This window comes from Flavobacterium daejeonense DSM 17708 (assembly GCF_000425425.1).
In the GTDB taxonomy this organism is placed as follows: Bacteria; Bacteroidota; Bacteroidia; order Flavobacteriales; family Flavobacteriaceae; genus Flavobacterium; species Flavobacterium daejeonense.
Genome location: NZ_AUDK01000029.1, coordinates 42,266 through 55,503, shown reverse-complemented (window position 1 = coordinate 55,503; position 13,238 = coordinate 42,266). Strand labels below are relative to the sequence as shown.

12 protein-coding genes are annotated in these 13,238 nt (G+C 34.0%); 2 read left to right on the top strand and 10 right to left on the bottom strand.

What is annotated here, in order from left to right:
• Positions 1-533 precede the first annotated feature (533 nt).
• Together H599_RS0116230 and H599_RS0116225 are read right to left on the bottom strand one after the other, a co-directional pair.
• Positions 534-1,769, bottom strand: coding sequence for an ABC transporter permease (locus H599_RS0116230; protein WP_026715091.1), 1,236 nt, complete (start codon positions 1,767-1,769; stop codon positions 534-536).
• A gap of 100 nt (positions 1,770-1,869) precedes the next feature.
• Positions 1,870-2,367, bottom strand: a complete 498-nt coding sequence (locus H599_RS0116225) for a YkgJ family cysteine cluster protein (protein WP_162174270.1) — start codon at positions 2,365-2,367, stop codon at positions 1,870-1,872.
• Positions 2,368-2,442: 75 nt separating this feature from the next.
• Here H599_RS0116225 and H599_RS0116220 point away from each other — a divergent pair, with 75 nt between their 5' ends.
• Positions 2,443-3,147 carry a class I SAM-dependent methyltransferase gene (locus tag H599_RS0116220; protein WP_026715089.1) on the top strand — a complete coding sequence of 235 codons (705 nt, stop codon included), beginning with the start codon at positions 2,443-2,445 and terminating at the stop codon, positions 3,145-3,147.
• 52 nt (positions 3,148-3,199) lie between these two features.
• On the opposite strand, the gene H599_RS0116215 is transcribed toward H599_RS0116220, so the two are convergent.
• The 7 genes from H599_RS0116215 to H599_RS0116180 all read right to left on the bottom strand — a co-directional run bounded on the left by H599_RS0116215 (position 3,200) and on the right by H599_RS0116180 (position 9,728).
• Complete coding sequence (locus H599_RS0116215; RefSeq protein ID WP_026715088.1) at positions 3,200-3,832, bottom strand: 7-carboxy-7-deazaguanine synthase QueE; 633 nt, start codon at positions 3,830-3,832, stop codon at positions 3,200-3,202.
• Between the two features lie 126 nt (positions 3,833-3,958).
• Positions 3,959-5,629: a tetratricopeptide repeat protein gene (locus H599_RS0116210; protein WP_026715087.1), complete on the bottom strand. Its 1,671-nt coding sequence runs from the start codon at positions 5,627-5,629 to the stop codon at positions 3,959-3,961.
• Positions 5,630-5,676: 47 nt separating this feature from the next.
• Positions 5,677-6,588 (bottom strand): PstS family phosphate ABC transporter substrate-binding protein, encoded by a 912-nt coding sequence (locus tag H599_RS0116205; protein WP_026715086.1) that lies wholly within the window; start codon positions 6,586-6,588, stop codon positions 5,677-5,679.
• Positions 6,589-6,820: 232 nt separating this feature from the next.
• Positions 6,821-7,633, bottom strand: a complete 813-nt coding sequence (locus H599_RS0116195; RefSeq protein WP_026715084.1) for an energy transducer TonB — start codon at positions 7,631-7,633, stop codon at positions 6,821-6,823.
• 40 nt (positions 7,634-7,673) lie between these two features.
• Complete coding sequence (locus H599_RS0116190) at positions 7,674-8,225, bottom strand: ExbD/TolR family protein (RefSeq protein WP_026715083.1); 552 nt, start codon at positions 8,223-8,225, stop codon at positions 7,674-7,676.
• 19 nt (positions 8,226-8,244) lie between these two features.
• Positions 8,245-8,868, bottom strand: coding sequence for an ExbD/TolR family protein (locus tag H599_RS0116185; protein ID WP_026715082.1), 624 nt, complete (start codon positions 8,866-8,868; stop codon positions 8,245-8,247).
• 41 nt (positions 8,869-8,909) lie between these two features.
• Positions 8,910-9,728 carry a MotA/TolQ/ExbB proton channel family protein gene (locus tag H599_RS0116180; protein ID WP_026715081.1) on the bottom strand — a complete coding sequence of 273 codons (819 nt, stop codon included), beginning with the start codon at positions 9,726-9,728 and terminating at the stop codon, positions 8,910-8,912.
• Between the two features lie 378 nt (positions 9,729-10,106).
• Between H599_RS0116180 and H599_RS0116175 the strand changes: the two genes are divergently transcribed.
• Entirely contained in the window at positions 10,107-11,639 is a 1,533-nt protein-coding gene (locus tag H599_RS0116175; RefSeq protein WP_026715080.1) for a helicase HerA-like domain-containing protein, read from the top strand.
• Positions 11,640-11,717: 78 nt separating this feature from the next.
• Here the strand turns inward: H599_RS0116175 and H599_RS0116170 are convergent, their stop codons facing one another.
• The gene (locus H599_RS0116170) at positions 11,718-13,061 is read right to left on the bottom strand and encodes an FAD-dependent oxidoreductase (protein WP_026715079.1); all 1,344 of its coding nucleotides are present in this window, start codon (positions 13,059-13,061) and stop codon (positions 11,718-11,720) included.
• Between the last annotated feature and the right edge of the window lie 177 nt (positions 13,062-13,238).

The window sequence follows — 13,238 nt, the reverse complement described above, 5'->3', positions numbered from 1 at the left end:
ACTTTATTCTTTACTCGCAAGAAAAATTTAAAGTTTTTTTTCGATTGTTTTTCGAAGCTAAACTCCTTTTCTCTTAACCAGTATTCCAAATAACTTTACGCATTTTGCGGGGTGCAAATGTAAAACATTTTTTATCCAACTTCCAAACTTTATTTTTAAAAATTTCTTCTTAAATCTTAATTCGTTTCTCAGTATGTTTCTCTGAACGTTTTCGCTGTTGCGGGTGCAAAAATAGCACCTTTATTCAATTACACAACACCTTTTGCAAACTATTTTTAAACTTATTTTTTAATACCCTGATAACAAAGCTTTTCTATTTTAAACCTTTTTTTAGTTTGTAGGAATTTGGAAGGGTTTGAGTCGATTAAGCTCAAAGGACGCAAAGAAGTCACGAAGCAAACTAAGGTTATTCACTATATATAAGTAGCTTTTACCACATACCCCAATAGCTACCAGGATGCTTCTAATAAAAAAAGAGACAAAAACAGTTTTTCAACCATTAAAGTCTCTTAATCTATTTAAATAAAACTCACCTAATCGAAACGTATCGCTTTAACCGGAGTAATTTTAGTAACAATATAAGAAGGAATCAATAAAACAAAAAAACAAACAGCAACCGTCAAGACATTCAACAATATTATATAAAAGACATTTATATAGACCGGCGCCTCGTTTACATAATAATTTTCAGGATTAAGATGAACAACTCCAAAATACTTTTGGATTAACAAAATACTTATACCTATTAAATTCCCCCAAAACAATCCGCGATAAATTAAATATGAAGCATTATACAAAAACGTTTTTCTAATTGACCAATTGCTCGCGCCCAAAGCTTTTAGAATTCCAATCATTTGTGTTCGTTCCAAAATAAGCACCAATAAAGCTACTACCATATTTATGGTTGCCACCAAAATCATCACAATAAGAATTACCACAATATTAAAGTCAAACAACTGAAGCCACTCAAATATATAACTGTATTTTTCTACAATTGTTTGAGAATCCAAAGTTGAACCGGAATACTGATAAACCTGTTCGCCAACCGTTTTTATATTATCAAAATCATTTACAAAAACCTCAAAAGCCCCTACCTGATCCGATTTCCACTTATTAATTCGCTGAATATGCCTAATATCTCCCAAAACAAAAGAAGCATCAAATTCCTGGAAACCGGAATTAAAAATACCCACAATTTTAAATCGTCTAACATTTGGCAATTTACTTTGCCCCTCTTTCATAAAAAAGGTATTAAAACCGTCTCCGACTTTTAATTTTAACCTATTAGCCAAATATTGAGAAATAACCACTTCCGGATTTAATTTTCCCGACAAATCAGGCAGTCTTCCGGAAACCAAATATTCTTTGATGTTATCCCACTTATAATCTGTCCCAACACCTTTAAAAATAATTCCTTCAAAAGCTTCGGCAGTTCTTATAATTCCTGCTTTACTGGCAACAGCCTGAATATGACTTACCTCAGGAACCGAATTAAACTTAGGGTAAAATTTTTGATTTTTAGCAACAGGAACCAAAGTAGCATCCGACTGATTATTGTCATAATTAGCAATAATAATATGTCCGTTAAATGCCGATATTTTTTCTCTAATCTTTTGCTGAAGACCAATTCCTGTAGCTACAGAAACGATCATCATAACCATACCGATGGAAATTGCCGATATAGCAATTTTTATAATAGGCGCCGAGATACTACTTTTATTAGCTTTAGCAGTAATGAGACGTTTCGCTATGAAGTATTCTAAATTCAAGTGACTTTATTTGAAAGTTGGAGCTCAAAAATACAGTTTTATTATTGCTTTTACCAACAAGCCTTTACTACTTATTCTAAAAAGACAATATACCATTTAATTACAATGGCAATTTTCGCTTCATTTCCTCAACAATATTATAAACCGCCGGACAAACAGGAATGTTTTTTAATGTAATATTAGTAATCTGCTGAAACTTTTTTCTGTCGGTATGCGGAAACTCTCTACAGGCTTTTGGTCTGACATCATAAATAAAACAAGCATTATCAGTATCTAAAAAAGTGCAGGGTAATTTTTGTAAAACATAATCATTATCTTCATCAATGCGCAAATACTGATCAATAAATTGCTGTGGTTTTTGTCGTAAATGTTTTGAAATCCGTTCAATATCGGCTGAAGTAAACAACGGACCGGTCGTTTTACAACAATTTGCACATGATAAACAATCTGTTTTTTTAAATTCGGCATCATGCAAATCCTGCATGATGTAATCTAAATTCTTTGGCGTCTTCTTTTTAAGCTTATCAAAATACTTTTTGTTTTCAACTTGCTTATCTTTGGCTAACTTTTGTAGTATGTTCAGTTGTGGATTTGTCAATTCTATTATCTGATAAATGAATTGCAAAATTACACAAAACGATTTTACAAATAACCGAAAACCTAACAAAACACCATGAAAGACCTTTTTGGAAAAGCAATTTTAGATTATCAAACCCATAATTCTCCCGAAAACATCATTACCGAAACTACAATTTCAGAAGAAGATGAAATGGATGTTGCTTATTTGTTTCGCCCTTTTGATGAAATGCCTAATATCGAACAAAAGGCACTGGAATTAGCCAAAGGTAAAATTCTGGATGTGGGTTGTGGAGCTGGAAGCCATAGCTTGTATTTACAAAATCAAAAAAAACTGGAAGTAACTGCGATTGATATTTCTGCAAATGCAGTCAAAGCCTGCAAACTTCGCGGTTTAAAAAATGCTTTTGTTCAGGATATTTTGACTTTAGAAAACGAAACATTCGACAGCATTATACTTTTAATGAATGGAACCGGAATCTTTGGAACTTTAAAAAACACTCCAAAATTTCTTCAAAAACTAAAATCATTATTGAATCCCGGCGGTCAAATTTTGATTGACAGCTCAGACATTATCTATATGTTTGACGAAGATGAGGATGGTGCCTTTGAAGTTCCGGCAAATTCTTATTACGGAGAGTTAGAATTCATAATTCAGTACAAAGGCGAAACCGAAGACAGTTTTTCCTGGCTTTATTTAGATTACAACACTTTACAAAATGCCGCCATTGCCAATGGATTTCAATGCGAATTGATTTTAGAAGGCGAACATTATGATTATTTAGTCCGGCTTTCTATATAAAATATCTTAAAAACAAAAATCCCAAACAATAAAAACTTGTTTGGGATTCTTATTATGGTATATTCAAATATTTATGTGTTTGTAACGAAACCCTCCATTTTGGATTATTCATCACATAATCTACAATTAACGGAGTCATTTCTTCTTTTTTACTCCATTCCGGCTGCAAAAACAATTTAGCGTTTTTATTTACTTTTTCAGCTTGTTCTTCCGCAAAAATAAAATCATGCTTGTTATAAATAATCACTTTTAACTCATCCGCATTTGCATAAACGGTATCAGTAGGTAATTTATTTTTTTTAGGCGAAAGACAAATCCAATCCCAGATTCCCGACAAAGGATAAGCTCCGGAAGTTTCAATATGCACCTTTAAATTTTTCTCTTTCAAACTTGAAGTTAACAGCCCCATATCCCACATCAAAGGCTCACCACCGGTAATCACAATCGTATCGGCATATTTAACTGCATTATCAACAATCTCATTAATTTTTGTAGGCGGATGCAATTCGGCATTCCAGCTTTCTTTGACATCGCACCAATGACAGCCCACATCGCAACCTCCAATTCTAATAAAATAAGCAGCGGTTCCTGTATGAAAGCCTTCACCCTGAATCGTATAAAACTCTTCCATCAAAGGCAACATAGCCCCTTTATTTACTTCTAATTGAATTTCTTTTGCTAACATTTTGATAATTTAGGCTGCAAAGATAACTAATTTGTAAAGAGATTACTCAATTTATCATTAGCTTAACAAAAGCCCATAAAAAAAAGCCGGCAAAAACCGGCTTTTTATTCTATTTTATCCATTCAATTATTGAAGTGTTTTCAATGCCTGAATTGCATATTGATTGGCAGGATCGATAGCAAGAGCTTTATTAAAATGTTCAATCGCTTTTGCTTTATCAAAGTTAGCGTAACCAGCACCCATAGTACTATAAGCCTCAACTAATTTAGCTTTTACATTAGGTTTAGCTAACTCTTCAGGTCCTTTAGCAGTAACATGATCAATGTATTCCTGATAGTATTTAATCATTGCCTGATCATCTTCTAACAAACTATTTGTTCTTGCACGTGAAATATAAGCATCAACTGTCTCAGGAGAAGCTTCTAATACATTTCCATAAGCAATATCAGCTTTTTTCAATGCAATAGTATCTCTTTCAGCTACAGGTTTACCAGCATTAGCAAAATAAATTGAATTCCCTAAATAGTAGTTATCAATTAAGAAAGTTCTGCTCTCTTTGTAAGAAGTTGCAATTTCTAAGATTGCTGCAGCTGCTTTAAACATTTTTTTCTCATAATATTCTTTTCCTAAATCACCTAAACCATCAGCAACAGAAGGCTCTAATTCAACCGCTTTTTTAATAAGTTCAATACCCTCGGCAAATAAAACAGGGTCAATTGCTGTTCCATCATCAATAGTTCCTTTTTTGATTTTAGCCTCACCTAAATACAAATAATCTAATGAAATAACTTTATTTTCCGGATTATCAATAAATTTTTGCAAAGAGGTTATAGCATCCTCATTATGTCCATTTTCAAAAGCAGCATAACCTAAATAACGTAAGATTCTAGGATTAACATTATCCAATTCTTTCATTTTGTTAGCCTCAATTTCTAATGCTTTATAATCTTTAGCCAAGATTAAGAAATCCGCATGACGCATACGCGAAGCCAAAGAATAATCTGTCTTTGTCATGTATTTTTCATAATAAGACAAGGCCTCCTTGATATATTGATCATAACGTCCAGGAACATTTAATGCCCAGTAATAATAGGTTTCAGCTAATTCTCTGTAAACCGGTGCATAATTTGGATTTAAAGCAATTACCTCATTGTAAGCATCAACAGCTTCTTTATAAGCTTTTGCTCCTTTCAATAAAACTCCTAACTGCACTTTCGCTCTAAGCAAAGAATTGTCAGCCTGAAATGCATTACGATATGAGATAAATGCCTGATTTTGATTTTTATCACCATAGTAAGCATCTCCAAAAGCCAAAAGCACCTGTGGTTCAGAACCATTCTTCTCTTTTGCTAATTCTAAAGTTGCCAAAGCTGCTTTGTAATCAGGATGAGAATTATTCATATAAGCTCTTGCAATATATACATATTCCTCGAAATCTTTCTTACGCATTTCACTTTTCACTGATTCAAACTTAGCTTTTGCAGCCGCTAAATCATTTTTCTCTAAATCAATTTGCCCTAATCCAATGTTATTAAAATAAGCATCGTCCTTAGCTTTTAAACCTTGATCGTAGGTAATTTTAGCCGAATCAATTACACTTTGATTCAAATAAATATTACCTAAAAGAAAATAAGCTTTTCCCTCAGAAGGGTTTGATTTTATAATTGATTTTAAAGAAGTCTTAGCATTTTGAAATTGTTCTGCATCAATTTGCTTCTTAACTTCATCAATACTTTGCGCCTGCAAAACAGAAGCGGAAGCAAAAAATGCAACACTTAAAATTTTAAATTTGTTCATTGTAACTTTATTTAATTGATTCATTTTCATTAATTCGTTTCTCGTAACTATTTTATCCTGCTTTTAATCATGATTTTTCTACTTGGCATTGTCGAAGGCAACATTCCCGATTTCAAAACAATTCTTTGACCAATTTCGCCGGCTAAAAAAGAAGAGAATCCCATCCCTAAACCGGAAGACCCCTGACAATTTATAATAAACAAATCACGTGCCAAAGGGTATGTTCCCTCAGCCAGGTTGTTCTGAGTTGGCGCAAAATAAGCATTTTTATCCAAACCTTCAACGCTTAATACGTTAATATTAGTTAAATATTTTCTAATATTTTCCGTAGGCTGCAACAACCAATTAACACCTACTACCCCAATCATCCCTTCATTTTCCGAAACGAACTTAACCACTTCTTCATTCGATTTAAAAGAATAAACTCCGGTTTGAGGCAACTCGCTAATTTTTGCAAGCTGTGTCAAATAACGAACCGTACTTGAATTAGGATTATCAAATACTAAAGCTTTTATTTTCGAATCAGCTCCTCCCTTTAAAAAAGAAATCACTTCTTTTAAAGCAACCAAAGTATCCGAATCTTTCTTGTTCGAAATAAAGGTTATTGCATCGGTAGCAAATTTGGTAATTCGCGGCTTGATTTTAGATTGCTCAAAATATTTTGTCTCACTTTCATCCAAAGGCCTTGACAAAACCACTACACCCGAAGTATCTTTTAAAAACGATTGCAACAATTCTTTTTCGGATTTTGCGACAAGCGTAATTTTAGCATTATATGTACTTTCAAAAACAGCAATCTGATCTTCAATTAAAGGTTTTACGGTTTCATCTACTAAAAGAGTAACCTTCCCTTTAAGAATAGTTTCCTTATCCTTTTTTAGGTTTGAATCTTTGCAGGAAATAAAAAAAATAACTGCAAAAAAACTAAAGACAAACGAGAACAAAACTATTTTTTTCATAACTATTCTTTATTATCATTAATGATTCTAACACAACGAATGAAAGCATACACAATTAAAAGAATTCCAAAAGCAATTCTGTAATTCATTGGCATACGGATTGGGAAATTTTTCATAAAGATGACAATTAACCCCAAAACAAAATAGAGCATAAAAAACAATATGCCTATAAAAAGAAGAAATCGCTCTTTAAGCGATTTCTTCTGAATATTTGTAATAAATTTTCTTAGCATTAGTCTGCACTTTGAATTGAAATCGGCAAAGAGTAAAGTACCCTTACTGGTTTTCCGTTTTGAATACCCGGATTCCATTTTGGACATTTCTGCAATACTCTTATCGCTTCTTTTCCGGTTCCGTAACCAATATCTCTTAATACTTTAATATCAGTTAATGATCCATCTTTTTCAACTACGAAGGTAACATATACTTTTCCTTTCAAACCTTCTTCTTCAGGTGTACGGTAGTTTTTACCCACAAACGAATAAAACTTCTCCATACCTCCAGGGAATTCCGGTTTTACTTCGATACCGGCAGTGTTGTAAACCTGATCATCAGATTCTTCAACTACCTGACTAGTTTTAGGACCTGTTCCAGCTGGTGCTACAGTTAACACCGCATCCGGATCACCTTTGATAGTTTGAGCTCCGATCTTTTTATCCTTGATTTCTTCAATCTTAGGCGGTTCTTCAACTACCTCTTCCGCTTTTGCTACCACCGGTTTTACAAATTTCACCTGATCCACTTTTGGAGGTGGTGGCGGTGGTGGCGGAGCATATTTTTTAGGCTCTTCCAGTTTCTTAGGAGGCAACTTAATTTTAGTAAGCTTTACTTCTCTAATAGCATTGTCTTCCTCGTTTTCTGCTTTAGGAATCAAACTGATTATCAGAGGAGCGCTAACTGCCAAACTAAAAAAGAAAGCACCAATAAGGAGCGCCTTAATTGTAGTTTTACGGTTAGATTTTCTCAACTCGTAAGCGCCATATAGCTTATTACGACCTTCGAAAACAATATCAACCCATTGATTTTTTAATATGTCTAATTTCATTTCTCTTAATTATTAAGTTATTAAGAAAACAAGAATACTCTTATTTTCCTTCTAACAATTTCTCCTCTTCAGGCAAGAAATCATTAACGATTGTATAAGTAGGAATAGCATTAATCGCCATCTCATCTAATATATCAACTACGTTTTTATAATTAGACTTCTTACTTGGTTTGATAATTACAATCATTCCCTGATCAGGTCTCCCTTTTGCAGCAGTATAGGCAGCAACTTCTTTTTTTCTTTTCAATAGTTCTTTACGAATACCGTCTTTTCCGTAGGCAATCTTTTTAGGACCTGCAATAGGATTGTAAATCAATCCCATATAGAAAGTCAACTGATCATTGTCACCTAATATAATGGTCATCGTACGATTTTCATCTACCTTCAAATCCTCAGTTTTATCCTTAGGATCTTTATCTGGCAACCCCAAACTCATCGCTTGTGGCTTAGACAATGAAGTAGTAAGCATAAAGAAAGTAATCAAAAGGAAAGCTAAATCCACCATCGCAGTTAAATCTACCTTAGAATTCTGCTTCTTACTTCTTACCTTGCCGCCTTTGTCACCGCCACTGTCGGTATTTAATTCAGCCATTTTAGTATATTTTTTTTAATTAAAAATCTTTTCCTCTTAATCCGGTAACTAAACTAAAAGTATTAACATTTTGATCTTGCAAAATATCCATAACTTTTCTGATAACCGGATACTCTTCCTTAGCATCACCTTTAATTGCCACTTGTAATTCTCTATCGTTAACTTCGATATTTGCTTTACGGGCATTATAAATCCACTCTTTTAATTGATTATCAAGCGAATCCATTGGCACACCTGGCTGATCTGCTTTCACACGATCAGAAGCTTTCATGTCGATAATTTGTTTAAGACTTCCAATTGGCACACCAAAATCAGTCATTAAAGCAAACTTTTCTTTATCTTCATCTGAAAAGCTCACACCATATTTTTCTGCCATCAACTCAAGTGTTTTTTTACGAACCTCACGGCCTTTTAAGTCAAAAAACACTTTATTCACACCATCTTTCTTACCAATAGAAACAGTAGCCAAATCATTATCCGGCAATTTTACCTGTACTGTTGAAGCTGGCGTATCCACTGGCAATGCCTCCGGAATTTTAGCTGTAGCTGTCAAAATAAAGAAGGTAAGCAAAAGAAACGCAACATCACACATCGCAGTCATATCTGTCGATGTTGACTTCTTTTTCATTTTTATTTTAGCCATTCTTTTTGTTTTTTATTTTGATACAGTAATATCAAAAATGATTATTGTCTCAAACTTCCTCTGAATTTTCTGTATGTATTAACGATAGTTGTACCTGCCTCATCGATAGAGTAAGTCAAATCGTCAATTTTAGAAGTAAAGAAGTTGTAAGCAACAATAGCTAAGATAGAAGTAGAGATACCTGTTGCAGTATTGATAAGTGCCTCAGAAATACCTGTTGCAAGTGCAGCCTGGTCTGGAGTTCCAGCAGATGCTAACGCACCAAACGCTTTAATCATCCCCGATACAGTTCCTAATAATCCTCCAAGAGTTCCTAATGATACTAATGAAGAAATGATAGTCATGTTTTTCTCTAACATTGGCATTTCAAGAGAAGTCACCTCTTCGATTTCTTTATGAATAGTTTCAGAAGCTTCTTCACTGTTAAATCCTTCTTTTTTAACATCTTGATATTTCACTAAAGCTGATTTAATTGCATTTGCAACTGAACCTTGTTGTTTATCACAAGTAGCAATTGCTTCTTCAATGTGTCCTCCTTTAATACTTGCCTGAACGTTTGCCATAAAAGCATCTAAGTTTGCTTTTCCAGCAGCTTTAGAAATTACAAAAAATCTCTCGATAGAAAAAGTAATAACCATTAACAACATCCCTAACAAAACAGGCACAATAAACCCTCCTTTATAAACTTGTCCTAATGTATTAATTGGGTGTCCAGTTTCTGGATTTCCTCCCTCAAAGTTAGCAGGTGATCCCATGATGAATTTCCAAATCACAACTCCTACCGCCACGCATAATAAAATGATGATTCCTGAAATCATTCCTCCTCCTTTTGAACTGCTTTCTTTTTTAACGTTTGCCATTTTTTTTTAAATTTTAATAGTTTTAAATAATTTATATTAGTTATAATTTAACTTGTAGTCCCGCAAATTTATACGTTTCGTTCAAATAAAAAAATTTTTTTTCGTTATATTCAGATTAATCATTTGTAAATTGCCGTTTAAAAAACTTAAACATTGTTTTTTTATCAATAATGCTATAAAAAATCAAAGGTTTTGATAAAATAATTTATTCATTTGCCCTTTTAAACAGCAATATTTCAAGAACCAAAAATATTATTTTAAAAAGATTTTTTTTAGATATTTAACAAAAAAAAAGCGCTAAAATTACAGTAAAAGCTATTTTAACCACATTAAAAAACAATAACACTATAATTTCCAACTTATAAAAACACTCTTTTTATGAACAGAAATGAAAAATTTATCGAAGAAATCAACCAGGGATATGCCTCTAAAGGAGCAAGCATTTTACTTGGAGGAGCTATTTTAGACAAAACCCCCTTAGCTGATGCCCATGTAAAAATCCCTCTAAAAACGCTAAACCGACACGGTCTTATTGCCGGAGCAACCGGGACCGGAAAAACAAAAACAATTCAGGTTCTTTCGGAGCAACTATCCTCATTTGGCATTCCGGTTTTAATGATGGACATCAAAGGAGATTTTAGTGGCATAGCCAAAGAAGGTGAAGAAAAATCATTTATAACTGAAAGACACCAAAAAATCAACATTCCCTACCAAACCGCTAGTTTCCCTGTTGAATTATTAAGCCTATCCGAACAAAGCGGAGTCCGTCTGCGGGCAACCATTTCTGAATTTGGTCCCGTTTTATTTTCCCGAATACTGGATCTAAACGACACTCAGACGGGCGTAGTGGCTATAATCTTCAAATATTGTGACGACAATAAAATGCCGTTATTAGACCTTAAAGATTTCAAAAAAGTCATCAACTATATAAACGAAGAAGGCAAAGAAGAGATCACAGAAAGTTACGGAAAAATATCAACTTCGACAACAGGAATTATTCTTCGAAAGATCATAGAATTAGAACAACAAGGCGGCGAACTCTTTTTTGGAGAAATGTCATTTGATATTAATGATTTAATGCGAATTGACGAAAACGGAAAAGGCTATGTAAACATTCTTCGATTGACCGACATTCAGGACAAACCCAAACTATTTTCTACTTTTATGCTGAGTTTATTAGCGGAAGTTTACCAACAAATGCCTGAAAAAGGCGATGCCGAACAACCTGAGTTAGTAATCTTTATTGACGAAGCACATCTTATTTTTAAAGAAGCCAGCAAAACGCTTTTGGAACAAATTGAAACTATTGTAAAATTAATTCGTTCCAAAGGAATCGGAATTTATTTTATCACCCAAAACCCAATGGATGTTCCCAGTGGAATTTTAGCGCAGTTAGGTTTAAAAATCCAACACGCATTGAGAGCTTTTACTGCCAAAGACCGCCAGGAAATAAAACAAACAGCCGACAACTACCCGACTTCTGAATTTTACAATACCAGCGAAGTTCTTACCAGCCTTGGAATTGGAGAAGCACTGGTTACAGCATTGAACGAAAAAGGTATTCCTACGCCTCTTGCCGCAACCATGCTAAGAGCCCCTATGAGTCGAATGGATGTTTTAACAGAAAGCGAAATTCAGGAAATTAACAACAAATCGAAGTTAGTAAAAAAATACAGCGAAAATATTGACCGCGAAAGTGCCTATGAAATGCTCAACAAAAAAATAGCCGACATAGAAGCTGAAAACAACAAAAAAGAAGCCGAACAACAAGAAAGCAAACAAGCACGAACAACTCAAAGGCAAGGTCCAAGTACAACAGAAGTCGTTGGAAAATCGGTTCTAAAAGTACTTACCAGTACCACTTTTATCAGAGGTGCTTTTGGAATACTTTCTAAAATTCTGAAAAAATAAAACCTTACAAAAGCAATAATCAATTACAATAGCAATGACAATTTCAAATTTGACATTGTCATTGTCATTGATTTTTTGCTATTGAGATTGCAGCAGTTCTAAAATTTTATTTTCAACCGCTGCAGAATCCCAAATCGTTTCAATATTATCCATTTTCAAAACTTTTTCCATGATTGCATTCTGGAAATCACCCAAAGCCAAAGCTTCTACATAAGGACGATCGCTAAAAGTTACCCGACTATATAATGGAATCCACTTATCAGGATGTTTGTCTGAAAACCACTTTTCAATTTTCTTTTGCAACAAAAATTTATCATCAGCCGTTTTGGTTCCCATTTCAACAAAATTTCGATACGAAAGTTCCGCAATAGCATCAGCATTGGGTTTTCTGGATTTTTGGTACTCCGAAAAAACACGCTCCCAATCATCTCCATATTTCAATATCATTTCATTTAAAACGGTAATATCTTCAAAACCGGCATTCATTCCCTGCCCGTAAAACGGCACAATTGCATGACAGGCATCTCCTATTAGCGCAATTTTATCAGTATAAGTCCACGGATAACATTTCATAGTCACCAAAGTACTGGTTGGATTTTTAAAAAAATCTTCCGCTAAATTAGGAATAACTTCTACCGAATCCGGAAAATTCTTTTCAAAAAAAGCCTCTACTTCTTTTCTGTCATTTAAGGAAGCAAATGAATTTTCTCCTTCAAAAGGCATAAACAAAGTACAGGTAAAACTACCATCCAAGTTCGAAAGTGCAATCAACATATATTCACCACGCGGCCAAATATGGAATGAATTTTTATCTAATTTATGAGAACCATCAGCATTTGCCGGAATGTTCAATTCTTTATAACCAATATTCAAAAACTCCTGCGAATAATTAAACATACTCTGACGCTGCATACGATGACGAATTCTGGAAAAAGCACCATCGGCACCAAAAACTAAATCATACTGTCGCTCTTCCCAGGCACCTCTTTCAGTTTCACCAATATGCAAAGTTGCTGTTGTCAAAGTGACATCCCAAATTTTTTGTTCAAAGAAAAAATCAGCACCGGCTTCTTCAGCAAGATCAATCATTTTACGGTTCAAAGTTCCGCGGGAAATCGAGTAGATACATTCGCCTTCCTGTCCGTAATTTTGAAATTTCAAATCGTCAACAAGGTGAATTGCTCTTTTATCCATCGGAATTGCTATTTCACGAACAGCATCACCCACTCCTACTCCATCCAAAGCTTTCCAACCCCGATTTGACATTGCCAAATTAATCGAACGCCCCGAAAATTGAATTTGTCGAATATCCGGACTTCTGTCATAAATATGAACCGTGTGTCCCGCTTTTTTTAAATAAATAGCCAATAATGAACCTACTAATCCGGAACCTACTATTGCTATTTTTTTAGGAGTCTGCATATTTTTTCTATAAAAGTATTAACCAAAATTACTAATTTATTATTTGAACCCCATTGCAAATTCCAAAAACATCAGTACAAAAACAGCATTACATCTAATAAAAAAGCATCGTTCACTTCGTTACCAACATGATATTTATCAGCTTTTAAGCGAATCCTTTTTACAAACTTTGCGCAA